The sequence below is a fragment of the Thermanaerosceptrum fracticalcis genome (assembly GCF_000746025.2).
GTDB classification, from domain to species: Bacteria; Bacillota; Peptococcia; order DRI-13; family DRI-13; genus Thermanaerosceptrum; species Thermanaerosceptrum fracticalcis.
On the sequence record NZ_CP045798.1, the window covers coordinates 2,682,189 to 2,707,306 of the forward strand.

At 45.1% G+C, this 25,118-nt stretch carries 21 protein-coding genes, 6 tRNA genes, 1 other RNA gene, 2 pseudogenes and 2 other annotated features (1 of these 32 only partly in view); of the genes and pseudogenes, 29 read left to right on the plus strand and 1 reads right to left on the minus strand.

The window, feature by feature from the left end:
• Nucleotides 1–95: a binding site (T-box leader), on the plus strand; it begins 109 nt to the left of the window's first position.
• A 217-nt stretch (nt 96–312) separates the two neighbouring features.
• Nucleotides 313–516 (plus strand) — a binding site (T-box leader).
• Between the two features lie 164 nt (nt 517–680).
• The 22 genes and pseudogenes from BR63_RS13600 to BR63_RS13705 all read left to right on the plus strand — a co-directional run.
• Nucleotides 681–1,838, plus strand: a complete 1,158-nt coding sequence (locus BR63_RS13600; RefSeq protein WP_034425386.1) for a pyridoxal-phosphate-dependent aminotransferase family protein — start codon at nt 681–683, stop codon at nt 1,836–1,838.
• 5 nt (nt 1,839–1,843) lie between these two features.
• Nucleotides 1,844–3,427, plus strand: a complete 1,584-nt coding sequence (gene serA, locus BR63_RS13605; RefSeq protein ID WP_034425389.1) for a phosphoglycerate dehydrogenase — start codon at nt 1,844–1,846, stop codon at nt 3,425–3,427.
• Between the two features lie 32 nt (nt 3,428–3,459).
• A complete protein-coding gene (gene serS, locus BR63_RS13610; protein WP_034425393.1) occupies nt 3,460–4,761 on the plus strand; it encodes a serine--tRNA ligase in 1,302 nt (433 codons plus the stop codon).
• Nucleotides 4,762–4,833: 72 nt separating this feature from the next.
• A tRNA-Ser gene (locus tag BR63_RS13615) sits at nt 4,834–4,923 on the plus strand.
• 67 nt (nt 4,924–4,990) lie between these two features.
• Nucleotides 4,991–5,085: transfer RNA gene (locus BR63_RS13620), tRNA-Ser, on the plus strand.
• Between the two features lie 14 nt (nt 5,086–5,099).
• Nucleotides 5,100–5,176, plus strand: a tRNA-Arg gene (locus tag BR63_RS13625).
• 116 nt (nt 5,177–5,292) lie between these two features.
• Nucleotides 5,293–5,371 (plus strand) — tRNA-Arg (locus tag BR63_RS13630).
• Between the two features lie 117 nt (nt 5,372–5,488).
• Nucleotides 5,489–5,938, plus strand: a complete 450-nt coding sequence (gene tadA, locus BR63_RS13635; protein WP_034425396.1) for a tRNA adenosine(34) deaminase TadA — start codon at nt 5,489–5,491, stop codon at nt 5,936–5,938.
• A gap of 96 nt (nt 5,939–6,034) precedes the next feature.
• A tRNA-Ser gene (locus BR63_RS13640) sits at nt 6,035–6,125 on the plus strand.
• 281 nt (nt 6,126–6,406) lie between these two features.
• Nucleotides 6,407–7,666, plus strand: a complete 1,260-nt coding sequence (locus tag BR63_RS13645) for an IS91 family transposase (RefSeq protein ID WP_187142658.1) — start codon at nt 6,407–6,409, stop codon at nt 7,664–7,666.
• On the plus strand, nt 7,614–7,868 hold the full coding sequence (locus BR63_RS13650) for a hypothetical protein (RefSeq protein WP_243269976.1): 255 nt from the start codon (nt 7,614–7,616) through the stop codon (nt 7,866–7,868). The genes BR63_RS13645 and BR63_RS13650 overlap by 53 nt, the downstream gene beginning before the upstream one ends.
• Nucleotides 7,869–7,937: 69 nt before the next feature.
• Nucleotides 7,938–8,648 (plus strand): Flp pilus assembly protein CpaB, encoded by a 711-nt coding sequence (gene cpaB / locus BR63_RS13655; protein WP_034425884.1) that lies wholly within the window; start codon nt 7,938–7,940, stop codon nt 8,646–8,648.
• The gene (locus BR63_RS13660; protein WP_034425883.1) at nt 8,638–9,372 is read left to right on the plus strand and encodes a CpaE/TadZ family protein; all 735 of its coding nucleotides are present in this window, start codon (nt 8,638–8,640) and stop codon (nt 9,370–9,372) included. Before cpaB ends, BR63_RS13660 begins: the two co-directional genes overlap by 11 nt.
• Complete coding sequence (locus tag BR63_RS13665) at nt 9,372–10,775, plus strand: ATPase, T2SS/T4P/T4SS family (RefSeq protein ID WP_034425880.1); 1,404 nt, start codon at nt 9,372–9,374, stop codon at nt 10,773–10,775. The genes BR63_RS13660 and BR63_RS13665 overlap by 1 nt, the downstream gene beginning before the upstream one ends.
• A 2-nt stretch (nt 10,776–10,777) precedes the next feature.
• Nucleotides 10,778–11,452 carry a hypothetical protein gene (locus BR63_RS13670; RefSeq protein WP_243269992.1) on the plus strand — a complete coding sequence of 225 codons (675 nt, stop codon included), beginning with the start codon at nt 10,778–10,780 and terminating at the stop codon, nt 11,450–11,452.
• Between the two features lie 115 nt (nt 11,453–11,567).
• Nucleotides 11,568–12,519 (plus strand): annotated as a pseudogene (locus BR63_RS13675) (DUF3991 domain-containing protein).
• Nucleotides 12,520–12,752: 233 nt separating this feature from the next.
• Nucleotides 12,753–14,054 carry an AAA family ATPase gene (locus tag BR63_RS13680; RefSeq protein WP_034425876.1) on the plus strand — a complete coding sequence of 434 codons (1,302 nt, stop codon included), beginning with the start codon at nt 12,753–12,755 and terminating at the stop codon, nt 14,052–14,054.
• A gap of 47 nt (nt 14,055–14,101) precedes the next feature.
• A complete protein-coding gene (locus BR63_RS13685) occupies nt 14,102–14,671 on the plus strand; it encodes an RloB domain-containing protein (protein WP_243269993.1) in 570 nt (189 codons plus the stop codon).
• Between the two features lie 216 nt (nt 14,672–14,887).
• Nucleotides 14,888–15,109, plus strand: a complete 222-nt coding sequence (locus tag BR63_RS13690) for a hypothetical protein (RefSeq protein ID WP_081908342.1) — start codon at nt 14,888–14,890, stop codon at nt 15,107–15,109.
• 95 nt (nt 15,110–15,204) lie between these two features.
• Nucleotides 15,205–15,423, plus strand: a complete 219-nt coding sequence (locus BR63_RS13695) for a DpnD/PcfM family protein (RefSeq protein WP_034425875.1) — start codon at nt 15,205–15,207, stop codon at nt 15,421–15,423.
• A 237-nt stretch (nt 15,424–15,660) separates the two neighbouring features.
• Nucleotides 15,661–16,029, plus strand: a complete 369-nt coding sequence (locus tag BR63_RS13700) for a hypothetical protein (protein ID WP_034425871.1) — start codon at nt 15,661–15,663, stop codon at nt 16,027–16,029.
• Nucleotides 16,005–16,700, plus strand: a pseudogene (locus BR63_RS13705) (IS3 family transposase); the annotation flags it as partial. The gene BR63_RS13700 and the pseudogene BR63_RS13705, both read left to right, overlap by 25 nt.
• 547 nt (nt 16,701–17,247) lie before the next feature.
• Here BR63_RS13705 and BR63_RS13710 read toward each other — a convergent pair.
• Entirely contained in the window at nt 17,248–18,102 is an 855-nt protein-coding gene (locus BR63_RS13710; RefSeq protein ID WP_034425334.1) for a YitT family protein, read from the minus strand.
• Nucleotides 18,103–18,373: 271 nt separating this feature from the next.
• On the opposite strand from BR63_RS13710, the gene codB reads away from it, so the two are divergent.
• From codB to ffs, 7 genes are all read left to right on the plus strand, one after another.
• Complete coding sequence (codB, locus tag BR63_RS13715; RefSeq protein ID WP_034425335.1) at nt 18,374–19,648, plus strand: cytosine permease; 1,275 nt, start codon at nt 18,374–18,376, stop codon at nt 19,646–19,648.
• A gap of 37 nt (nt 19,649–19,685) precedes the next feature.
• Entirely contained in the window at nt 19,686–20,963 is a 1,278-nt protein-coding gene (locus BR63_RS13720) for a cytosine deaminase (protein WP_034425336.1), read from the plus strand.
• Nucleotides 20,964–21,089: 126 nt separating this feature from the next.
• Nucleotides 21,090–22,121, plus strand: coding sequence for a LacI family DNA-binding transcriptional regulator (locus BR63_RS13725; RefSeq protein ID WP_034425337.1), 1,032 nt, complete (start codon nt 21,090–21,092; stop codon nt 22,119–22,121).
• A gap of 14 nt (nt 22,122–22,135) precedes the next feature.
• Complete coding sequence (locus BR63_RS13730; RefSeq protein ID WP_034425339.1) at nt 22,136–23,254, plus strand: 4Fe-4S binding protein; 1,119 nt, start codon at nt 22,136–22,138, stop codon at nt 23,252–23,254.
• A 58-nt stretch (nt 23,255–23,312) separates the two neighbouring features.
• Nucleotides 23,313–24,182 carry a pyridoxamine kinase gene (locus tag BR63_RS13735; protein WP_034425341.1) on the plus strand — a complete coding sequence of 290 codons (870 nt, stop codon included), beginning with the start codon at nt 23,313–23,315 and terminating at the stop codon, nt 24,180–24,182.
• A gap of 483 nt (nt 24,183–24,665) precedes the next feature.
• Nucleotides 24,666–24,755: transfer RNA gene (locus tag BR63_RS13740), tRNA-Ser, on the plus strand.
• A gap of 75 nt (nt 24,756–24,830) precedes the next feature.
• Nucleotides 24,831–25,096: signal recognition particle sRNA large type (ffs, locus tag BR63_RS13745), an RNA gene on the plus strand.
• Nucleotides 25,097–25,118 lie beyond the last annotated feature (22 nt).

The window sequence follows — 25,118 nt, forward strand, 5'->3', positions numbered from 1 at the left end:
GAACCTGACGGTCATGCCCGTTATGCATGGAATGAGTGGGTCATGTTCATGACCAATTAGGGTGGCAACACGGGATTTAAACTCTCGTCCCTGACCGGGAAACCGGCAGGGAACGGGAGTTTTCTTATTTCTATGACTTCCGACGTCCGCTTATCCGACATCCGACAAAAGAAACATCTGACATTGCAGCAGAATTTGCGGGATGTCAAATATTTGTACTAATAGATGACAATCCATATCCTGAAAAAGTAAAAATTCGAAAGTCGGAAATCGGAAAACGGCTATCATGACCTCAGAGAAAAACAGAATAAGGAAAAAGCGATGATTGGGAAAAGTATGCTGTTATCTTTTACAGAGAGTTGGTGGGAGGTGCAAACCAACAGGAGACAGTCAGAATTCCGCCCAGGAGCCTAAAGCGAGGAGTTTTACGGTCATGTCCGTTATGCATGAGAATTGAGGTGGGCCATATTTTTGGCCAACAAGGGTGGCAACGCGGGAATAACTCTCGTCCCTGGCTGGGAAACTAGCCAAGGGCGGGAGTTTCATTTTTTTACGACATCCGACATCCGAATATCCGACTTCCGATTTAAGCAAGTTTTATTTAGTCGGAAATCGGTAATCGGAAAGCGGACAGTCGTGACTCTTAAAAAAATCATAAAAGAAAATGGAGGAGTAAAAAAATGCGTGAAAAACAGTATCTGATGATTCCAGGACCTACACCAGTTCCCCCCAGGATTCTCCGGGCTTTAAGCATTCCGGCCATCGGGCACAGGTCCCCCCAATTTGCCGAGATTATGAAAGACGTCACGGCCAGGCTCAAAAACATCTTTGAAACGGAAAATGATGTGTTGATCCTTACCTCATCCGGCACCGGTGCTATGGAAGCAGCCGTGTGCAACTTTGTCAATGCCGGTGACAAGGTTTTAGTGATGGAAAACGGTAACTTCGGCGAACGCTGGGTAAAACTCAACAAACGCTACGGTGCCGATGTGGAAATAATTGCCGGCCCCTGGGGTGAACCCCATAACCCGCAAGCTTTAAAGGCACGAATCGACGCAGACAAAGAACACCAGATTAAAGCGGTCTTTGTTACCCATAATGAAACCTCCACGGGCGTGGTTAACGACATCAAGGCCCTAAGGGAGGCCGTAGGCGACCATCCCGCCCTTTTTATTGTTGATTCCGTCAGCGGCATGGCTGTGTCGCCCCTGAAAATTGACGAGTGGAAATTGGATGTGGTGGCTACAGGCTCCCAAAAAGCTTTCATGATCCCGCCGGGATTAGCTTTTATCAGTGTGAGTCCTAGAGCTTGGGCAATATGTGAAAAAGTTACTACACCCAGATTTTACTTTGATTTACGGGCGGCTAAGAAAGCCTATACGGAAAAGTTCAATACTCCCTATACTCCTGCAACCAATTTAATCGTAGCCCTTCAGGAATCCCTGAAAATGATGGAGGAAGAAGGGTTACCCAGTATTTGGGCAAGGCATGAAAAATATAAAACCCTGGTGAGAGCCGCCATCAAAGAATTAGGTCTGGAACCTTTAGCCGGCGATGAGGCCGCTTCCGGTGCTGTCACTGCCATCAAGAAACCCGGCAACATCGACGTCAAAAAGATCTCCAAACTCATGCGGGAAAAACATAACATCATCATTGCCGCAGGGCAGGGCAAGCTGGAGACGGAGATTTTCCGGATTGGCCATTTGGGTTATGTTCATGTCAATGATATTATCGTGACCATTGCCGCCCTGGAAATGACCCTAAAAGAACTGGGCATGGATATTGTCTTAGGACGGGGCGTCGCTGCCGTACTAAACTTACTTGTGAAGGGAGAATAAAGAGGATGAAAGTTTTAGTCTGTGACCCTATTTCTGAAAAAGGTGTAGCCCTGTTAAATGAAGCTCCTGGTGTACAGGTAGATGTTAGACTGAAGCTTACTGAAGACCAGCTTTGCGAACTGGTACCGGAGTATCATGGGATCGTAGTAAGAAGTGAGACCAAAATTACCAGACGTGTTTTAGAGCACGCAGCCCAGCTTAAGGTTGTGGGCAGAGCCGGTGTGGGTGTAGATAATATAGATGTGGAAGCCGCCACTTTATTAGGCGTAGTTGTAGTGAATACGCCCGATGGTAACACCATCGCCGCTGCTGAACATACTATGGGTATGATGCTGGCCCTGGCCCGTCATATTCCCCAGGCCGACCAGTCACTAAGGCAGGGTCAGTGGAACCGTTCAAAGTACATGGGTGTGGAACTACGTAATAAAACCATGGGTATTATTGGCTTAGGAAAAATAGGTTCGGAAGTGGCCAAGCGGTGCAAGGCCTTTGGTATGAATGTCCTGGCCTATGATCCTTATGTGCCCCAGGAAATTGCCAAAAGGGCCGGGGTAGAGCTGATGAATCTGGAAACGGTTCTCAAGGAAAGCGACTTTATTACTGTGCACATGCCTTTGACTAAGGAAACAAAGTATATGATCAGCGGTCCCCAATTTGCGATGATGAAAGATGGTGTAAGAATCTTAAACGTAGCCCGCGGCGGCATCATCGATGAGAATGCCCTCTATGACGCCATTGTCAACAAAAAAGTGGCCGGCGCCGCCTTAGACGTTTATGAAAAAGAACCTCAAACCCAGAGTCCCCTCTTTACCTTACCGGAAGTGGTGGCTACACCCCACCTGGGAGCATCCACCGAAGAGGCCCAGGTTAACGTGGCCATTGATGTGGTAAAAGAAATTATTCGTGTCCTAAACGGGGAGCCTGTGCAAAACGCCGTAAATATTCCTTTTATCAAGCCTGAACTGCTGGGCGTGGTACGTCCTTATATGGAGCTTACGGAAAAACTGGGTAAACTGGCAGGCCACCTGGCCCGTGGACCCGTGGATGACATTGAGATCAAATACCTGGGAGATATCGCTGCCCTGGATCTCAGTTCTCTGACTAATACCTTCCTCAAAGGCTTGTTAAGACCTTTTCTCCATGAAGCCGTTAACTATGTCAATGCGCCGCTGGTAGCCAAGCAGCGGGGTATCAAAGTAAGAGAAATAAAAAGTACACAAACAGAGGACTATACCAACCAAATTTGTGTTACAATTAAAGGAAACGGAACCTGGCAGCGCTCCATTGCCGGTACCGTCTTTAAGAAAAACGAGCTGCGTATCCTGCGCATTGATGATTTCTCCCTGGATATCCAGCCTACGGGCCATCTCCTAATCATCAAGCATACCGACAAGCCCAAAATGATAGGACAAGTAGGTATGATCCTGGGGGATTATGATATCAATATCGCCAGCATGCAGGTAGACAGAAAAGAAATCGGCGGTCATGCCATGATGATTCTACCCATTGACCAGCAAATCAATGCAGAGGTCATGGAGAAGATAAAAAATTTAGATGGTATTATAGAGGCCAGTTATGTAGCGTTGTAAGGCCTCCCCAACCAGAAGGAGGAACCTGGAAGATGTTGGATATCAAGTTTGTTCGCAATAATCCGGAGGTAGTCAAAGAAGCCTTGAACCGGCGTAACAGCAGTACGAACGTTGTGGATGAGTTTCTGAAGATCGATGAGGAAAGACGTCAAAAACTGGTTATCACGGAACAGCTAAAGAACAAGCGCAATGTAGTTTCGGAGGAGATCGGGCGCTTAAAGAAAACAGGACAGCCGGCAGAGGAGCTAGTACTGGAGATGCGGGAGGTTTCCCAAAAAATCAAAGATTTGGATGAGGAAGTACGGCTCATTGAGGAAAAACTAAATTCAATCATTTTAACCATTCCCAATATACCTCATGCTACTGTACCTACCGGTCCAGATGACAGTGCTAACCGGGAAGAAAGAAAGTGGGGCGCGCCCAGGCAGTTTAATTTTGACGCCAAACCTCACTGGGATATTGGTGAGCAGCTTGATATTCTTGACTTTGAACGGGCGGCTAAGGTAACCGGCGCCAGGTTTACCTTTTACAAAGGGCTGGGTGCCCGCCTGGAAAGGGCTCTTATTAACTTTATGCTGGATTTGCATATCACTGAGCATGGTTATGTGGAGCTGATTCCTCCCTTCATGGTTAACCGGGACAGCATGATCGGTACCGGTCAGCTTCCTAAATTTGAACAGGATATGTTCCACCTGGAGAATCTTGATTATTTCTTAATTCCCACAGCAGAAGTTCCGGTGACCAATATCTACCGGGACGAAATTCTTCCTGAAGAAATGCTGCCCATTTATCACGTGGCTTACAGTCCCTGCTTCCGGGCCGAGGCAGGAGCCCACGGCCGGGATACCCGGGGATTAATCCGTCAGCACCAGTTCAATAAGGTGGAACTGGTGAAGTTCAGTCACCCCAGTACTTCTTACGAAGAACTTGAGAAATTGACCAATAACGCGGAAAGAGTCCTGCAACTTTTGGAACTGCCTTATCGTGTAATGTGTTTGAGCAGCGGTGATATGGGATTCTCTTCGGCCAAGACTTATGACCTGGAGGTATGGCTGCCCAGTTTCAATACGTACCGGGAAATCTCATCCTGCAGTAACTTTGAGGACTTCCAGGCTCGCCGGGCTAACATCCGTTTCCGTCCTGCCGGCAGGGGCGGCAAACCCGAATTTGTCCACACCCTGAACGGATCAGGCCTGGCCATTGGACGTACCACTTCGGCTATTCTGGAGAATTATCAGGAAGAAGACGGCAGTGTGGTGATTCCCAAAGTACTGCGTCCTTATATGGGTGGACTAGAGAGAATAACGCCCCTTAAGAAAAAAGTATCATGTTGACACACATGTAAGTAAATGTTATAGTAGTATCTGCTCATTTATGGTGGTGAAGGATTTTTCTTCACCATTTAAGGAGGGGTGTCCGAGTGGTTTAAGGAGGCGGTCTTGAAAACCGTTGAATCCTTACGGGTTCCGTGGGTTCGAATCCCACCCCCTCCGCCATAATGAAAATTACCAACAATTGAATTTGACTTTTCCTACTATCTGCGTGTATAATATTAAGAGTCGTGGAGAGATGGCCGAGTAGGTCGAAGGCGGTCGCCTGCTAAGCGATTATACGGGCTAAAACCCGTATCGAGGGTTCGAATCCCTCTCTCTCCGCCACTTCAATTAAACATGTGCCCGTAGCTCAGCTGGATAGAGTATTTGACTACGAATCAAAGGGTCGCAGGTTCGAATCCTGCCGGGCACGCCACTTAATGTAAACTTAAATGGTCGGTTGCTAGTTACTAGTTTTAGTCACTAGTAAGTGACCATTTTTTATCAAATTAATTTGTTATCAGTAACTAGTAACTAGTAACTAAAGGACATGCGCCCGTAGCTCAGGTGGATAGAGCGGCGGATTCCTAATCCGCGTCTGCCGGAGGTTCGAGTCCTCCCGGGCGCACCACCCTAAAACCGACTTCCGTTTACCGACCTCGATTTCCGACTACTGTTAGCGGTTTGCGGGAAGCTGGTATCGGGAAGCGAAAGCCGCCGGATGCGGCATTTTTTTATAGGTGATTTAATGAATCACGAATTTTTTATGCGTGAAGCCTTAACTGAAGCCAAAAAGGCTTTAGAGAAAGGCGAAGTGCCCATCGGCGCTGTTGTGGTCCTGGATGGGGAGATCATCGGACGGGGACATAATCTTAGAGAGACCGAAGACGACCCAACGGCCCATGCGGAAATTGTGGCCCTGCGTGAGGCAGGAAAAAACAAAAAAGGCTGGCGCCTCACAGGCGCAACTCTTTATGTGACCCTGGAGCCCTGTCCCATGTGTGCCGGGGCCATGCTCTTAAGCCGCATTCACCGTGTAGTCTATGGGGCTGATGACCCCAAAGCCGGTGCGGCGGGTAGCCTTTTAAACATCCTCCAGTTTCCCGGTTTTAATCACGAAGTAAAAATCACCGGCGGTGTCCTGGCTGAAGAATGTGCCGAATTGCTCCAGGAATTTTTCAAAAACCGCCGTAGTTAGTTGCTAGTGGAATATAATGACATATAGCTGGTAGGTACAAAAACAGAATAATCTAGTTGCACTAGGAACTAAGAACTAGTAACTAGTAACTGACGTGGAGAGATGGCCGAGTTGGTTTAAGGCGCACGACTCGAAATCGTGTGTAGGCTGACCCCTACCGTGGGTTCGAATCCCACTCTCTCCGCCATACAGACCGTGCAAACCCGCATGAACACTGAGTTTATGCGGTTTTTTTCAACGTATAGGAAAGTATAAAAATTTTTGTGGTTCTCAGCCCTTGCTAAGCAAGGGTTTTTTCAACGTATAGGAAAGTATAAAAATTTTTGTGGTTCTCAGCCCTTGCTAAGCAAGGGTTTTTTCAACGTATAGGAAAGTATAAAAATTTTTGTGGTTCTCAGCCCTTGCTAAGCAAGGGTTTTTTCATTTTTTAACGAAAGCAGGAAGTAGTTGTTAGAAAGGTGAGAACATATGGGCCAGGATAATATCTTAAGAGAGATATTTTTTGATGAGAACAAGCATTGGGAAAAGTTTGTTAATAAATACGAAGACAGAATACGTCCTGTTGTGATAAAGGAAATCAATAAATTTAATCGATGTGGACAAAAAGAAGCAGGATTTACTCTGTTCGCATGTCCGGTATGTGGAGAAATGAAAATAGTTCCTCACACGTGTAAGGGACGTTTTTGTACATCGTGCGCAACCGGATACACCCAAGAATGGAGTCGAGAAACCAGTAAAAGAATGTATCCGGTTCCTCATCGCCACATCATGTTTACAGTGGACGAACGTTTGTGGGAAATATTTACCCGTCATAGAGAACTCTTGAAAGATCTAATGGACCTGGCAGTAAAAATACTATTAGAATGGCTGAAGAAAAGAGGAAAAGTCAAATCCGGCGCCATGGTAGGAATACATACCTTTGGAGCAAGAATGAACTTCAATCCCCATGTACATATCCTAGTAACTGAAGGTGGTTTTGACGGAGCGGGGAAATGGGTTGTTAAAGACTTTATCCCATATGTAATGCTGAGGAAAAGGTGGCAGGCGGCAGTAATGGAGATGTTGAAGAAAAAACTGCCGGAACAAGAAGTTAAACGATATAAGAAGTTGTTTCAAAAGATATGGGATGATAACCCTGAAGGATTTGTAATCTATGGTCCGCCCAATAAAAAAGGACAAGGGTCAGTAGAAGCCCAAGTAGGATATATAGGGCGGTACATGAGAAGACCTGCCATGGCGTTAAGCAGAATTGTAGACTATGACGGGGAAAATGTAACCTTTAAATACTTTGATAAAACAGAGCAAAAAGAAAAACAAGAAACCATCACCGTAGAAGAATTCATATCACGGATAATAAGGCATATACCGGATGAGCAATTTAAAACAATCCGGTATTATGGAATTTACTCCAGAAGGAGTAAAAGATTGGCTGACAAATTAATGGAAGCATACCTGGGAAGGCAGAAAAGAAGGAAAAACGGCCAAAGAGGAAAGCAACGGATAGGCTGGAGAAATAAAATAGAAGAATTCACAGGAAAAGACCCGTTAGAATGTATGAGATGTAAAGAGATAATGGAATACAAGGGGAAAGTGTGTCTAAAATCAGGGATATTGAAAGTTGTTGATGCCGTAGATGACTTTGCTAAAAAAAGACTAAAGGAGTTGGCAGGAATAGATGAGCCCAGTAAGCAGAAAAAGAAAGAAACACGCAAAGAAAAAGCCGCCTAAAGTAGGCGGCAAGGCAACCATCAAATTTGTTTGTTTGCAGTGTAACATAGAAGAAGACATTCCGAAGGAAGTGGTGGATTACTGCGATATGATGGATGACGGAGATATTTCAGTTCCACCAAGGTTTAGTTGTGAGGTTTGTGGCGGTGAGATGCGCCCAAAAGAATACTTAGGTGTGCATGGTATTAAATATGAGTTATAGGAACCAAAGAGCGCGCGACCTTGGTCGCGCTTTTTTTATTCATCACAACGGAAGGAGGCATAGAACAGTTTGAAGATACTGAAAAACCGTATATTTCTAAGCGCCCTCTGCATCATTGCTGCAGCAGTTGTTTCCTTTGTGCTTCTGCCAGGGTTTTACGAGAATAAGGACGCAACCGTCATGGTGCTGCGGGCAGCGGAGGACATCCCTGCAGGAACCAGGATAGAGGATAAGCATCTTGCCAAGGTGGAAATCGGAAAACCCGGCCTGCCGGAAGGTGTCATCAACGACAGGACCCAGATTGTCGGGAAAATCGCACAGACGGACATTTCCAAGGGGGATTATTTTTTTCCCAAAAAGCTCGGTGAATATCTTGCCAATGAAAAGCTGGACCGCATCGCAGCGGAGAATAAGCGCCTTGTCACCGTGAGCGTTTTGAGCATCGCAGCGGGGCTTTCCTCCCATCTGCAAAGCGGCGATATTGTGACGGTGGCTGTGTTTTTGAATAAGACATCCGACAATCAAAGCGCCACACCACAGGTTATCCTCTATCCGGAACTGAAAGGACTGGAGGTTTACAGCGTAGAGAATTCCCGCACACAAAGCACCGCCGAAGTCCGGAAGCAGCAGGCGGGCGGCCAGCCATCCTCCGGTGATCCTATCCCCAAGGCCGTCACCCTGGTTGTCACCGAAGCACAGGCAGAAAAGCTCATTGAAGCCGAATACACCGGCAAGCTGCACCTGATTTTTGAGAAAAGGGGTGTGAGCCGTGAGCAGTAAAATCATTGCTGTATGGGGCGGAAGCAACAGCGGGAAAACCACCTTTGCGGTGAATCTGGCCTGTGCCCTGTCTACACGCGATCGCCTGGTGGGCCTCATATCCTCCAACCTGACCCATGGGGACCTGCAAGTCTTTTTCGGCCAGAGCGTTCCTCCCCAAAAGGGCCTGTTTCACGCCATAAATGAGGATAATCCCAACATTGGAGAAAAATTTACGGAATATACGGAAAGCAAAAACTTGTTTTTCCTGTCCGTACCCACCCATTATACCGGGCTTCTCTGCGATGCCGTGACCCTCCGGGAAGCGGAACGGATGATGAATGCCGCAGCTTTTGTTTTCGACATTCTCATCGTGGACGGAGCCGCGGAGGTGACCAATCCGGTATCCAGTGTGGGACTGTGGCTGGCTGAAAGGATATATACCCTGCATAAGCCGTCCATAGCGGCGCAAATGTGGCATGAGGGCGTTTCGGATTTTGTGCGGGAGCTGCATATTTCGGAGAAGCAGATTCATATCCTGCAGCTCCCCAACGGCGAGTTTGACGACAAGACCTATCGGAGCATGACGGGACTTCCCTTTGCCTATGAGTTGCCCTATATAAAACGGGCGGGCGAGCTGGAAAACGCCGGGACACCCATCTATTTCTTCCGGGACAGAACCTACAGGCGCTACGGCAAGGTGTTGGAGCAAATAGCAAAGGGGATCTGCGGAGGTGAAGCATAGTGAACGACAGGTTTTCTGTTAATGAGCTGATTTACCGGGCCAACAAGCGGCGCTCCGAAAGTGGGGAAAGCAACCTGGAAGCCCAGGACTACGGCGAAATACTGGATAAGCTGCAACGGATCATCGCCAAAAACCACTCCGCGGAACTGGCTCAAGTGCTGTATTCGGAGGAAGCCGAGGGAAAGCTTAAAGACCTCATCATGCGCTACCTGAACAGTGAACGGATGGTGGCAAAGGGCATCCAGAACATCTCTGAGCTGGTGGATATGGTCTACGACGATATGGCCGGCTTGGGACTTTTATCCCCCTATCTCCAGGACAGTGACGTGGAGGAAATCAACGTCAACGGCTATAACGGCATCTGGGTGCTGTACAGGGACAAAAAGGTGCGGCTGTCAAACACCTTCGGCAGCCCGGAGGCTTGCGCCAACATCGCAAAAAAAATGAGTCGGTTCGGAAATGTCATCCTGGACGGCTCCAAGCCCATCGGAGACAGCTTTATTGCGCGGGGTATCCGCATGTCGGGAGCCATTGAACCCTGTGTTGACCCTGATGCCGGGGCCATCGCTTCGGTCAGAAAGCAGAAGCCCTCCTACATCACAAGAGAAAACCTCATCGGATGGAACACGGCCACGGCGGAGGAACTGGACTTTCTCACCCTCTGCGTCAACAACGGCGTATCGGTGGCCATTGCCGGAGCCACCGGCAGCGGAAAAACCTCCGATATGGGATACATTTTAAGCTGCGTATCCCAGGACAAGCGAATAGTCACCATTGAGGACACCCGTGAATTATCCCTGGCACAGTTCGACGAAAACGGCGTAATGGTCAACGACGTGATTCACCTGCTCACAAAGGAAGAACCCAATCCCGTCACCATGCTGGATTTGTTGAAGCTCTCCCTGCGGCTGCATCCCACCGTCCTTGTCCCTGCCGAAATGCGCGGCAAGGAGGCATTGACGGTGCAGGAAGCCGGGCGGACGGGGCACACCATCGTCAGCACGCTGCACGCCAACAGCGCCAGATCCGCTTATGACAGAATCCTGACCATGTGCCTGGAAGCAGGGACTTCCCTGTCGGAGGAAAGGCTCCTGAAAAATATTGTGGAAGCCTTCCCCATCATGCTTTTCAAAATGCAGCTCCCCGACAAATCCCGCAAGTACATGGAAATCTTTGAAGCCACCGGGGTAAAAGACGGCGAAGTTGCAGGCAATACCCTTTTCAAATATGAGGTTGACCATTATGAAAGGGATGAGGCCGGAAGGATTGCAAAGGTCGTGGGAAGCCACCGGCGTGTGGGAAACATCTCCCCCGCCCTTGCCGAGCGGCTGCTGGTTAATGGCGTTGAACTGACAGAAATCCGCCGTTTTGCAGGCAGTGGGTACAGGCCGGAAGGAGGTTAGAAATGAGCATTCAAATATCTCTTATCGTTGTGTTTATGCTCATCAGCCTTGCCCTGTTCCTCCTGTTGGGACTGAACCCTTTTGCAGCGGAGCAAAACCCGCTGAAAAAGCGCCGCCTGTACCTGACGGGGACAAAGCTGAAAATTACCGAGCGGATCGCCATCCGGTTTCAAACCTTGTTCCGGCAGACCGGATGCACGCAGAAGAAATACTTTGCCATGACAGGTGCGTCAGTAGCAGGCGGATTTCTGGCAGGGCTTATGCTGTTTAACAGTGCCGAACTGGCGGCAGTGATGTCGGTGTGCCTGACCCCCGCCCCATTTTTCTACCTGACCATAAAAAGCGCCACAGCCGCGCGGGAGGAAATCGAGGGATTGGAAAACACCATGTCCATCATCACCAATGCCTATGCAGGGTGCGACGACATCATCAAAGCCGTGGAAACCTATGTGGAAGAAAAAAACCGGTACATTCCGGCTCACCTGAGAAATCCGACGCCCTTTGACGAATTTATCTCTGAAATCAGGCTCATCAACCCCAATGTGGAGCACGGACTGTACCGCCTATCGGCAAAGATAAAAAACCGGTATTTTGCCGAGTGGGTGAAAATGCTCATCCAATCCCTTTTGAAAAGGAGCAGGAGCTGCAGACCAAATCTGCGCAGCTGGCGGAGCTGAACATTTTGCTCAATATGTATAAACATGAAAATGAGGTGTTCGACAGTGAACCGGATGAGAATATGGACATTCCTGAAAAGAAAGCCGTGGGCTATGAAAGATGAGGTGAAAAAACATGCCCTATGTAACACCGGAGCAGATTGAGCGCGCAAAGCAAATGGACCTGCTGACCTATTTGCAATATTATGAACCCCAGGAGCTGGTGCGTTTCTCCGGCAACGTCTATACCACCCGCACCCATGACAGCCTGAAAATCAGCAACCGGGAAATGGTGCTGGTGGTCGCGCAACATCGGCGGGCGCTCTGCCCTGGACTATCTCATCAAGGTGAGGGGCATGACGCTCCCGGAAGCGGTGCTTCAGATAGACGGACAGGCGGCTGTCATGCCGCCTGTTTCGCCAAGGCAACAGAAACCCGCTGAGCACAAAAAACTGCTATAACCGGAGAAAAACGAAAACAACGACCGCGTGATTGCCTACCTCATGGGGCGCGGCATTCACCGGGAGATTATAGACTACTGCATCCGGACCAAACGGCTATATGAAAGCCGCGATTATCACAACGCCGTCTTTATCGGCTTTGACCGGCATGGCGTTCCCAAATACGCTACTCTCCGTGGAACGTTTGGCAAACGGTTTATGGGGGAAGTCAACGGAAGCGACAAACACTTCTCCTTCTCTATCCCGGCCAGGAACGAATGTAGTAAACTGCACCTATTTGAAAGCGCCATTGATTTATTGTCATACGGCACTTTGGAATTGCTGTCCGGTAGGGACTGGCGGCAGGATTTCTGCCTGTCCCTTGCGGGAATTTATATGCCGAAAAAGATTATTGAGGAAAGCACCCCGCCTGCCGCACTCATGCAATACTTAAAAGACTTCCCCCAAATCAAGGAAATTGCTTTGCATCTGGACAACGACACGGCCGGACGGCTGGCGGCAAAGGCCATTCAAACCATCCTCACGCCCGCCTACGCCGTGTCCGATGAGCCACCCGAACGCGGAAAGGATTATAACGGCTATCTGAAAATCACCTTAAAGATACGGCAGCCGCGAGAACGCGAATAAGCTGCAAGTTTTATTTACGGAATGTTATCGCTGAAATTAAGGTGATAGCGGGAGAAAAATAAAATAATGGCAACAATGTCCTATACGATGACCTTTAGCAATTTACGCAGACAAGCATCCTCAAGATAAATAGTTTGCGGTTTTTTCTCAATCGAATTGTATTATATGTGGAAATTGGCCATAATATAGGTAATGAATTACGGAATTATAGCAAATTTTAAGGAGGATGTTATATGCTGATAAAATATGTATTCCAAAATTTCCGCTCCTTCAAGGGCAAGACCCAACTGAATATGGGAGCAGGAGCACAGCGGACTTTGGATGAAAATCTCATCCGCGAAAATGGACTGCGTATCCTTCCCTCCGTTGTCATATATGGTGCAAACGCCAGCGGAAAATCCAATATTATTATGTCCCTGGCACTGATGCGGGAGATCGTCTTACAAGGTTCTCTTGAGGCTTCGTCTCCGGATTTGAATAATCTTGAATTATACCCCTTTGCCCACAGTCCGGAGCAAAACCCCATGTTATTTGAAGCAGAGTTTACAAACGAAGGCTCTCATCTTCTATATTCCTTTGAAGTCATGACCAAGCTGTTTGACAAGGAAAAACGTCAGATTACATCGGAACAGCTATGGATAAACAGCAACAAGGGAATGATACAGATTTTTGAGCGGGACCTGCAACGGGTTGCTATCAAACGGGATAAGAAGGTGCTTTCCCTTATACAGTATAACGAAAAGTTGCTGGCAGAATTTGAAAACAAAATCAATAAAAACCTTGACCCGGCCGAACTGTTTTTGACACATGCGTTCAAAACGGTTGTCAGCAGCGAAATTGCCGATAAAGTAATTGATTTTTTCAAAAACAAGCTGATTGTAGTAAGTGATTTTACCCTTAAGAAAACGAACCTGACATTATCTGCGACCGACATGCCGGATAAAGATTTTCTGGCGTGGAACAAAACGCTTGACGGCTTTGTAAAAAACGCGGATTTTGGCCCTCAGCGAATCCTGTTCAAATCAAAAAAATCGGAGGATGAGCATTCTGCCGACATGCAGCTTGTTTCCATATACAAGTCCGGCAATCGGGACGTAATGGTTCCCGCAGAATTGATGGAATCGAGAGGGACTTTGAAGCTGTTGGATTTTGCCATTCCCTTTGAAACCTTGTTCACGAAGGGAGGCGTATTCGTACTGGACGAATTTGATGCGGCAATCCATCCTGAATTGATTAAAGGCATTATTGCTCTTTTCAACGATCAATCGGCAAATAAACAAGGGGCGCAGCTTATCTTTACTACGCATAACCCGATTTATCTGAGCAACAAGATATTCCGGCGCGATCAAATCAAATTTGTCGAAAAGGATAAGGACACTTTTGAGAGCACTATTTATTCGCTGGCTGATTTCGGTTCCACAGATGTTAGAAATGACCAGAACTATCTGTTAAATTATTTTAAAGGGAAATACGGTACACTTCCGTATATTGACTTTTCCAAGCTTTTCACCAAAGAAGCAAAGGAGGAAGTATGATATATCGTAAAACCTACTTTTGCGTTTGTGAAGGGTAACAGGAAGAAATGTATTTAAAGCGAGTGGCTTTTCTGTTGAAAAAATTCCCGGAACGTGTTGTTACTTTCAATACGACATACGGTCTGCCCGAAAGGCTGAAGAAAAACTATACAGAGTATGATAATGCCGCTCTGTTTGATTATGATTTTAAGGACACGGAGTTTCGTCAAAACATAAATATCTGTGAACAACTTCAGCGAAAAAGCCGGAGAGAAAACGGGAAAAATGTTTATCACGCATACAGCAATGCAAACATAGACTTGTGGTTTATTCTTCATAAGGAGGATTTCAACAGGCCGGTTGCTTCAAATGACGCTTATGTTGCCGATGTACGCAGAATCTATGGATTGAACCGGGAGGCGGACATTAAAGAAAAAGCTAATCTTGAAAGGATACTAAAGCAGATTACCCTTGAAGATGTAAGACATGCCATCAGGCGAGCAGATCAAATCCGGGCCGGGAAATTGCAATCCGACTGCTTTATGGTAGGCACTGTCGCTTGCTATAGCAATCCGGACTTTTCCATTCATAATTTTCTAAAAATTGTCTTCCATGATTGCGGAGAACTATATAGATGAAATAATAATGGCATGTGCAAATAGAGAATAACGTGATATATTTAAAGAAATGATAAAACTATTTATATTTAAAATTTGGCTGAAAATCTTTAGAATTAAAGAAAATATTACTGGATTTAAAGAGATGATTACATGGTCGGACATACAGAGCTTTCAAAAATAGATACTTTTACTGACTTTTACTTTGAATTAGGAGGAAGCAAAGGAGGGGTAAAAGTGAGCAAAGCAGGCGTAAAACATTCCGAAGTGAAGGAGCTTTTAATGAAAGATAAGGAATTCAAAAAAGAATACGAAAAGCTGAAGCTACGGGAGGAACTGCTGGCTGTGGAGCAGGACCGCCTGGCCGGCCGCGAGGGCTGCACACCGGAGGATTTGGACAAATATCTGGATGATATTATCAAAGAGACAGAACACGGAAAAGATAGCGCAGCAACATAAGTAAAAAATAAGCTTCAAAATAATGTGTTAAAGGTGCTGAAAGAATCAGTGCCTTTTTCTTTTGTCCAAAAATCAAGAAAGGAGGCTTTGCTTTTATGAAAACCTATCAGGTGGAAATCAAAGAAACCCTTGGCATGACCGTCGAGATCGAAGCAGAAAACTCAGAAAAAGCGGAAGCGATGGTGCGGGAAGCGTACAGCAACGAAGAATACATCCTCGACGCGGAACATTTTGCCGGGGTGGAGTTTGCCGCGCGGGAAAAAGAAATCGAAGCACGAAGCAGAAACCAAAAGCGCCGCGAGTATGAACGATGACCTCCTGCTCTTTCTTTTCGGCTGGTGGTATCTGAAACCAATCGTAACTTTCATGACAACACAAGACCGCTGTCTTGTGTTGCAGTAAGCACTGAATTTGGTCTCCCAAATTCGCTTGTTAGGGGCTTTACGCCCCTAATACCCCCAATGGATGATAAGCTGTTTGAGATAAGTGGAAAATCATATAAAATGGTATTGAACGCATTTTGAAATTTGATTGATGATAAGGTGATGCCTATGGATAAGCAAAACATTACGGGTCTGATACATAACGCCATGTATCAGAATATAAAGAAGAAGGGCTATGTCGCACCAGTTGACGTCTTAATGGACATTGGTGTATTGTCGAAAAAAGATTATGAGGATTGGCGTTTCGGCAAGGTGGATTTTCTTGAAAGGGTGTGCCAAGCCAATCTCCGAGTATTATCGGGAATTATGAAGGAAATGCGGGCCTATGCCGCGAAAAACCATCTGAAGCCCTCATGGACTTGCTACCATCAATGGGGCAAGCAAAAGGATAGAAAGCTGCGGTTCAGCAAATCAAAGGATGAAAAGATAGAACACAGTTATGCCACCCACTTCAGACCTATGGTCATCGAAGAATAAAGAAAGTGCTTAAAAGAAAAGGGATAAAATGTAGTAACCGGCGTTTAGCACGGCTGATGAAAGAAAACGGGTTAATCAGCCGCCTGAAAAGAAAATACAAGGCTACTACCAACTCAAACCATGTCTACCCCGTAGCACCTAACCTTTTAGAGAAAGACTTTAAAGCTGAAAGGCCTAACCAGAAATGGGTTGGTGATATTACATATATTCCGACAGACGAAGGCTGGCTATATTTAGCAGCCGTAGAAGACCTCTTTCACAAAAAGGTTATCGGCTGGGCACTAGACAGTCGTATGACAAAACAGCTAACCATTGATGCCATTGAACAGGCAATTATTAAGGAAAAACCTAACAAAGGACTTATCTTTCACTCCGACAGGGGATCCCAATATGCAGCCTATGCCTATCAGGATAAGCTTGTTGCCCATGGTATACGGCAAAGCATGAGCGCCAAAGGTGATTGTTATGACAACGCTTGTATGGAATCCTTCTTTGCCACACTAAAAAAAGAACTTATCCATGGCCGTCGTTTCCCAACACGGGATGAGGCTAAGCTAATGATCATAGACTATATTGAGACATTCTACAATGCAAAACGACTGCACAGTGCCTTGGGATATATGTCTCCCATAGAGTTTGAAAGGCATTACAAAAAATCTCTGGCGGCCTAGCTTACACAAAGAAAAACTAGTAAAAAGCTGGGATAGGTCTCTGTCGGCCCTATGAATGGAAATACATGGATAATTATCTAAGATTCATTCAGAATATTATGCTTATTACCCCGGCAAAGCAAAAGTGAAAATACAAAGAATACCTTTTTATGAAATAATGAGTAATTCTAAGAAAAGAGGAGAAAAGCACCGTTCTGCGTGTCCAGTTTAGTTAGATCACTCCATTTTTGTTTGTATGGAAATTTATACGTACAAACATTTATAAGAGGATATAAGAGTATAATAAATATTAACAAACACAGTATAATTAAAAATGATAAAGTTTTAAAAAAAGAGATAAAAATATTCATTATTTTTATTGATCCTAGATTTGGCAAAACCGATCTCAATAAAATTGATGAGCAACAAGACCAAACAATAATGGAAATATTGGATTTCATAATTCATTGGATTGACCGGCATGTTTTAGTTGAAGATAAGAAAATAGTATCAGCGGTTTTATAAGAACACCAGAAATTCCTATCTTTAGTAAGTGTATCCAGTATGATTAATGAATAGCCCGTTTGCGGAAATTACCACCCATTACTTCGTGGACTTCGCTAATCGTAACGAAAGCATTTGGGTCTACATCATCTATTATTGTTTTTAGCTTTGCAATTTCTAACCGAGTAATAACACAATAGAGGACGCTTTTCATATGCTTGGAGTAACCCCCTTTACCCTCAAGCACTGTTAATCCTCTACCTAATCGAGATAATAAAGCATCGGATATTTCCTCTGCTTTATCGGTTACAATTATTACGGATTTGGATTCATTCAATCCTTCAATGGTTACATCAATAACCTTAAAGGCGATAAAATACGCTATTAGGGAATACATCGCTTTATCCCAGCCAAAAACTAAACCTGCACTTCCCAAAATAAAAACATTGGTAAACATTACAATTTCACCAACTGAGAAGCCCGATTTTCTATCAATAATTATCGCTATAATCTCAGTACCGTCCAAAGAACCTCCGTATCTAATTATTAAACCTACACCTATTCCCAGAATGATGCCGCCGAATATTGAGGCTAAAAGAATATCTTGTGTTATTGTGGGAACTGGGTGAAATATAGTTACCCAAAATGATAACGAAGAAATCGCAAATAAAGTAGAAATTGCAAAAGTTTTTCCTATTTGTTTATATCCCACAAATAGGAAAGGAAGATTTAAAATAAAGATAAAAAGCCCGAGGGGAAGTCTTAATAAGTGGCTTAGTATAATAGAAATACCAACTATACCACCGTCAATTACGTTATTAGGAACTAGAAATATCTCTAATGCGACTGCGGCTAAGAATGAACCAATAAAAAGAAAAAGGTAAGTAAAAAAGTATTGGCGCAAATTTTTCTTACCCAAGCATTTTTCCCCCCTTTAATGGATTTTGGGCGTTTTTGGCTATGTTTATTCAAAGGTTCTAGATTTGTCATCTAGAACCTTTCTTTTTACAATAAATTTTTTATAAAATAAAATATTGAACTGGGAGGATTTTATAAAAAATTAGCGAAACTTATATCTACAACAAAATGTAACCGGTTACATACATAAAATCTCAGATTACATTGGCATATTCGGGAAAACAGCTATATTTAAAATTGAAACCGGTTACAGAAAAAAGGAGGAGTAAATCATGCAGGAACCGCAAGTAACGACTCATGACGATTATGCTCTAGAACCGGTGCCGGAGAGTGCACGAAGGGGACTCATCTCCATGTCCACGGTAATGTTGGGTTTTACCTTTTTCGCTGCCAGCATGTGGACGGGAGGAACGTTAGGAAAAGGTTTTCATTTGTGGCCGGATTTAATCTTGGTCATCCTCTTTGGTAACCTTATTTTGGGTATCTATGGGGCATTTTTAGGATATGCAGCGGCCAAGACCAATCTTTCCACCCACATCTTAGCCAGATATGCCTTTGGTCGCGTAGGTTCTAAGTTACCTTCCTTTATGCTGGCCTTTACCCAGATCGGCTGGTTCGGTGTAGGTGTGGCCATGTTTGCCTACCCCATTAATAAGTTTATTGGTATCCCTATTATTCCTTTAATCATAATTGGCGGTTTTCTTATGACGGCCACGGTAGTTATTGGCTTTAAAGCCATCGAGTGGATCAGTATTATTGCTGTCCCTGCCATTCTTCTTTTAGGGTTCATGTCTGTAGGCAAGGCCATTGGGGACAGTGGCGGTATGTCGGCTTTATTACAGGTGGAGCCCACGCAAGCTTTAACTGTGGCAGTAGGAGTGGCTTTAGCTGTAGGATCCTTTATTAGCGGAGCCACTTTAACTCCTGACTTTGTACGCTTCGCCAAGACTAAATCAATAGGGGTAACCGCTACTATCATCGGGTTTACTTTTGGCAACAGCTTGATGTTTGTTTTCGGTGCAATTGGGGCTATCGCCACTGGGCAAGCAGATATCGCAGAAGTGTTAGCTATCCAGGGCTTACTGGGGGGAGGCATAGCCCTGTTAGCTTTAAATATCTGGACCACCAATGACAATGCTCTTTATGCCTCAGGCTTAGGTTTGGCCAATATTACAGGACTCAAAAGAAAGTACCTGACATTGGCTGCGGGAATTATCGGCACAGTCTTCTCCGTATTTTTATACAACAACTTCGTGGGGTGGCTGACTTTCTTGAGCGTTTCCCTGCCACCCATCGGGGGTATTATTATCGGTGACTTTTATCTGCGCTCCAAAGGTGAATATGCTTCTCCTAAAGAGCATCAATTTAAAGAGGTTAATTGGGCTGCCATGATAGCCTGGGCAGTTGCTATTATTGTTTCCAAAATTTCGCCGGAGACCGGCATTTTAAGTATAGCCCCTCTCAATTCCATTATTACTGCGGCAGTAATCCATGTCATAGCGGACAGCGTTATCTATGGCAAAAAATTGCAGAGCATAAAACAGTAAGCATAGTTACACCATTTACATAAGGAGGCATGTGCTCATGGATTTAATTATCAGAAACGCTAAGCTAAGAAAACAGAAAGACCCGGTGGATATCGGCATTAGGGAGGGAAAGATAGCTGCCGTTGAAACTAAAATAGAGGCCCAAGGGACTAAAGAAATTGATGTTGGCGGAAAGTTGGTTACCCCACCTTTTATCGACCCCCATCTTCACCTGGACGCAGTCTTAAGTGTGGGAGACCCTCGCTACAATATGTCCGGAACTTTGCTGGAGGGTATCCAGATTTGGGGGGAAAGAAAGCCCGGACTGACCAAGGAAATCATTAAGAAAAACGCCATCGAAGCGATAAAATGGGAAGTAGCCAACGGTACTCTGAAAATCAGAACTCACGCTGACGTTTGTGATCCAAGGCTTATAACAGTGGAAGCCCTTCTGGAAGTAAAGGAAGAGGTTAAGGAAATAGCCGATCTGCAGGTTGTAGCTTTCCCTCAGGACGGTGTCTATGCCTATAAAAATGGTGACAAATTAATGGAAGAGGCTCTCAAAATGGGAGCAGATGTGGTGGGTGGCATTCCCCACAATGAATTAACCCGTGAAGATGGCGTGAAAAGCATTGAATATGTTTTTGAATTAGCCAAAAAATATGACCGGTTAATCGATGTGCACTGTGACGAGACGGGGGATGACCAGTCACGCTTTATCGAGGTAATGGCTAAGTATACCATTATCAATGAGATGCAAGGCTTAGTGACAGCCAGTCATACTACATCCATGCACAACTTTAATAACGATTATGCTTTTAAACTCATTGGCATTTTAAAACGTGCCGAAATGAATATGATTACGAATCCTTTCGACAATTCAGTGTTGCAAAACCGCACTGACGGTTATCCCCGGCGCAGGGGCCATACCAGGGTAGACGAAATGTCGGCAAGAGGGGTAAATGTTAGTATTGGCCATGACTCCATTATGGACCCCTGGTATCCCTTAGGGAAGGGCAGTATGCTCCAGGCCGCCAATTTACTGCTCCATATGGCTCATTTAAGCGGTTATGATCAGATTTACCAGTTGTATGACATGATTACGGACAATTCCGCCAAAACCCTGAATATTCAGGAGAAATACGGGATTGAAGCAGGAAAGCCGGCTGATATGATCGTATTAAACGCCAGTGACGAAATGGATGCTATCAGGTTAATGAGCGAATGCCTGTATGTGATAAAAAATGGCAGAATTGTAGCCAGTACACAGCCCGCTAAAAGTGAAGTTACTTTGCATGGAGTTTGCGAACATATCGACTTTCTTATCAAGAAGTAAAAGACGACAGTTTCTTTTATAGAGAAAAGCCACCTGCACTACCAGGTGGTTTTTCTATCTGTTCAATCCAAAAACAGTGCTATAATAAGAGATATCAGGGCTTTGTGTACAGGGGGTGAAACAAAAATGGTGAATATCCGGCAGGTTGCCAAGAAAGCGGGAGTTTCAGTGGCTACGGTATCCAGAGTATTAAACCATCCCGATACAGTTTCTCCCAGAACCATGGAACAGGTACTGGAGACCATTAAGGAACTTCGTTATACTCCCAACGGTCTTGCCAGGAGTTTAGCCTTAAAAAAGACCAGTACTATTGCCTTGCTCATACCTAACATATTAAATCCCCTGTATCCTCAAGTCGCTAAAGGCGTGGAAGATGTAGCCCATCAAAAAGGTTATAATGTTCTTTTGTGTAATACGGAAGAAAAAGAACACAAAGAAAGAGATTATCTGGAAATGTTAATCGAGAAACGGGTAGACGGCTTAATCTTGACCTCAAGTTTATTACGCAAGGTAGACTTCGATCAAATAAAAGAAAAACAAATCCCCTTTGTCATGATTGGTAAGAACGAGGGGAATATTGAGGCCAACAGGGTATTTACTGACTATATTCTAGGAGGATATTTGGCCACCCAGCATTTAATAGAAATAGGTTATACAGCTATAGCCCACATCAGCGGTCCTAAATCCCAATTGGCAAGCAGGGAAAAACTGCAGGGATATAAAAAGGCTTTACAGGAAGCAAATATATCACTGGATGAAAGATATATTGTGGAGGGTGATAATGAAATTGAAGGCGGCTATTTGGGAGTTAAGAAGCTTTTAAAATTACCTGAGCCTCCCCAGGCTATTTTTGCCGCTAATGATTTAATGGCCATAGGCGCTATTGATGCCATCAAATCGGAAGGGTTAAGGATACCGGAGGATGTAGCCATCGTCGGTTTTGACGACATTAAAATATCATCCCTTATTGAGCCTAAACTCACTACCATCTCACAGCCTGTCTATAAGATGGGTTTGATTGCCGCCCGGCTTCTATTTGATTGCATTGAAAATAATCTGGAAGAAGATGATTTTCAGCAGAATATTTTCATACAGCCCAAACTCATGGTAAGAAAATCGTGTGGATGCGAAGAACGGGTTCGGGAGATTTTCAATTAAAAGGGGGGCATTTCATGGATTTATCTGTGTGCTTTATGGGATTGAAACTAAGAAATCCTATTATTATTGCAGCCGGTCCCCTGACTGCCAGTGGAGAAATGATGAGAAGGGCTATGGAAGCAGGGGCGGGAGCCGTTGTGACAAAAACAATTGTCAATGAGATAAGGCCTAATGTCCGTCCTCGTTTAGTGAAACAACAGGACGGGATGCAGAATATAGAACTGTACAGCGAATTCACTTTAGAAGAATGGGAAGAGGAAATAGCTTATGCCAAAGAGTACGGGGCTACAGTCATCGCCAGCATATTAGCCCATACTCCCTCGGAAATGGCCTATATTGCCAGGAGAGTAGAAAAGTTTGGGGCTGATGCCATTGAATTGGGCATGTCGTCTCCCAACGGCGAGGGGCTTGAGGTACTGGCAGCGGACCCTGCCAAACTCTATGAGTTAACGAGTAGTGCCACAAAGAGAGTGAATATTCCCGTAATGGTGAAATTGTCACCCAATGTAACCAATATGGCCAAATTGGCAAAGGCGGCGGAAAAGGCAGGTGCTTCTGCTATTAGTGCTATTGATACCGTTCGTTCAATTATTGGTGTTGATATTGAAAGGGGAAAAGCACTTCTACCTACTTACGGGGGTTATTCCGGTTCACCTATTCGGCCTATCGGTCTAGCAGCGGTGGCCACTGTTTCGCAGGCTGTGAATATCCCCGTGTGTGGTATTGGGGGTATCGGTAACTATCATCATGTCATTGAATATATGATGTTAGGCGCCAGCTCTGTCCAGTTATGTACATCTATTATGCTAAATGGATTTGCATATATAAACAAAATACTGGAAGATTTGGAACAATGGATGACAGCCCGGGGCTATGCAAATTTCGAACAAGTCAGAGGCATGGCTTTATCTTCCCTGAAGTCTTTTGAAGAGATCAAGGTAGAGCCATATGTAATACAAGCTCCCGTAAAATGTAATAATAATAGTTGTAATATGTGTAGTAGCTCCTGTATATATAACGCTATTAAAAAAGAACAAAATGTTATGATAACCGATACAAATAGATGCACGGGATGCGGGCTGTGTATCAGTGCATGTCCAAACCGTATTTTAAGATTGGTGTGGAAGGAATAGTACAGCTCACATTTTTGATATAGTATGATGATTCTAAGAAGGAAAGGGTGTTTACAAAATGAAAAGGCCGGTTAGCAGGGTTGCCGCCATTCACGACCTCTCAGGCTTTGGCAGGTCATCACTGGCTGTCATTATACCGATCTTGTCCACTATGGGGGTACAGGTCTGCTCCCTTCCCACGGCAGTATTATCTACCCATACCGAGTTTGAAGGGTACAGCTTTGTAGACCTCACTGAACATATGGAGGATTTTATTGACCACTGGCATAAGCTGGGCATTGAATTTGACTGTATCTACAGCGGCTTTCTCGGTTCACCCAGGCAGATAGAGATCATCTCCCGCTTCATCGACAAGTTTTCCGGCAATAATCCTTTGGTGGTCATTGACCCGGTGATGGGTGACAACGGCCGGCTATACGACACCATGGACCGGGAAATGGTGGAGAATATGCGTAATTTAGTGAAAAAGGCTGATATCATTACGCCCAACTTTACCGAGGCTGCCTATCTCCTGGGAGAACAATATGATTTGAGTATCCCGGAAAAAGAAATCAAAAGCTGGTTAGTGCGTTTATCGGACATGGGTCCTCGCATCACCATCATTACCAGTGTGCCCGAATCTAATTTGAGTAAAAATACCAGCGTCATTGCTTATAACCGGGAAGACGGCTGTTTCTGGAAAGTTAGCTGTGTCTATATACCTGCTCATTATCCAGGCACCGGGGATGCTTTTACCAGCGTCATCGTGGGGAGCATTCTGCAGGGCGACAGTTTGCCCATTGCCCTGGACAGGGGGGTACAATTTATTACGGCAGCTATCCGGGCCAGTTACGGAAACCACTACCCGGAAAGGGAGGGAGTCCTTTTAGAGAGGGTGCTGGGAAATTTAACGATGCCTGTCCTGGTCAGCAGTTATGAGATCCTTTGATGCATAAAAATATTTCTTTTGCCTGGCAAGCTTTTTATTCTTGCGGTTTTATAAAGAAATTGCTATAATATAAATAAGCACCATCCCTACAGTGATCTCGGTTTTAAAGGCCTTGCAAGTTCCTCAGAATTGCAGTTGACTTAACCGGTCCGTGGATAGTGTTTTTTCTTTAGGTTCCTTTAGTTTCTTTGTTCTTTAGGTGATTTGGTAGGTCTAGGATGGATCAATTTCAGACTTGTGGTGTAACCCTAACTCAGTTGTCCAAAGGGAAATTTGTTTTCAGGGTATTCACTAGTTCCCATGCAAATTTGTCTTGGTTTTACAAAACTGTAGGGATGGTTGCTTTACAGGGGGAGACAAAAAGTCTCCCCTCTTGTTGTGGGGCTGCTTTACGAACCACAAGATTAAAGTTTTGCTTAATTTACCACAGGATATTGCTTGACAAGGCCAGTCGATTTACAGTATTATCATCTAGTAGACCACGGAGAGATGACCGAGTGGTTGAAGGTGCACGCCTGGAAAGCGTGTGTAGGGGCAACTCTACCGAGGGTTCGAATCCCTCTCTCTCCGCCAGTAAAGTAAAAGAACGGGGCCCGTCCCCGTTTTATGTGTCTTTTTTGTAACTAACAACTAGCAACTAAATTTTGACCGTGCTAGACGGGGAGGTAGCGGCGCCCTGTACCCGCAATCCGCTATAGCGGGGTTGAATTCCTGTTTTGAGGAATAATCTTGTGAGGTCTGGCTTTAGCAAGTAGTGATGAAAACCGGGTCCTGCGCAACGGAAATTTGTGAACCCCGTCAGGTCCGGAAGGAAGCAGCGGTAAGCAAAACCTTTCGTGTGCCGCAGGGCGGCCTGGTTCGAGCCAACTACTAGAGTAACGCTTGGAAGGTTATATTCGACAACAGGTGCACGGTCAGTAATTTTAAAAGCAGCTT

Coding starts and splice junctions, on each gene's coding strand:
- BR63_RS13600 (WP_034425386.1), top strand. CDS start 681: ATGCGTGAAAAACAGTATCTGATGATTCCAGGACCTACACCAGTTCCC.
- serA (WP_034425389.1), top strand. CDS start 1,844: ATGAAAGTTTTAGTCTGTGACCCTATTTCTGAAAAAGGTGTAGCCCTG.
- serS (WP_034425393.1), top strand. CDS start 3,460: ATGTTGGATATCAAGTTTGTTCGCAATAATCCGGAGGTAGTCAAAGAA.
- tadA (WP_034425396.1), top strand. CDS start 5,489: ATGAATCACGAATTTTTTATGCGTGAAGCCTTAACTGAAGCCAAAAAG.
- BR63_RS13645 (WP_187142658.1), top strand. CDS start 6,407: ATGGGCCAGGATAATATCTTAAGAGAGATATTTTTTGATGAGAACAAG.
- BR63_RS13650 (WP_243269976.1), top strand. CDS start 7,614: ATGAGCCCAGTAAGCAGAAAAAGAAAGAAACACGCAAAGAAAAAGCCG.
- BR63_RS13670 (WP_243269992.1), top strand. CDS start 10,778: ATGAGCATTCAAATATCTCTTATCGTTGTGTTTATGCTCATCAGCCTT.
- BR63_RS13680 (WP_034425876.1), top strand. CDS start 12,753: ATGCTGATAAAATATGTATTCCAAAATTTCCGCTCCTTCAAGGGCAAG.
- BR63_RS13685 (WP_243269993.1), top strand. CDS start 14,102: ATGTATTTAAAGCGAGTGGCTTTTCTGTTGAAAAAATTCCCGGAACGT.
- BR63_RS13695 (WP_034425875.1), top strand. CDS start 15,205: ATGAAAACCTATCAGGTGGAAATCAAAGAAACCCTTGGCATGACCGTC.
- BR63_RS13700 (WP_034425871.1), top strand. CDS start 15,661: ATGGATAAGCAAAACATTACGGGTCTGATACATAACGCCATGTATCAG.
- codB (WP_034425335.1), top strand. CDS start 18,374: ATGCAGGAACCGCAAGTAACGACTCATGACGATTATGCTCTAGAACCG.
- BR63_RS13720 (WP_034425336.1), top strand. CDS start 19,686: ATGGATTTAATTATCAGAAACGCTAAGCTAAGAAAACAGAAAGACCCG.
- BR63_RS13725 (WP_034425337.1), top strand. CDS start 21,090: ATGGTGAATATCCGGCAGGTTGCCAAGAAAGCGGGAGTTTCAGTGGCT.
- BR63_RS13730 (WP_034425339.1), top strand. CDS start 22,136: ATGGATTTATCTGTGTGCTTTATGGGATTGAAACTAAGAAATCCTATT.
- BR63_RS13735 (WP_034425341.1), top strand. CDS start 23,313: ATGAAAAGGCCGGTTAGCAGGGTTGCCGCCATTCACGACCTCTCAGGC.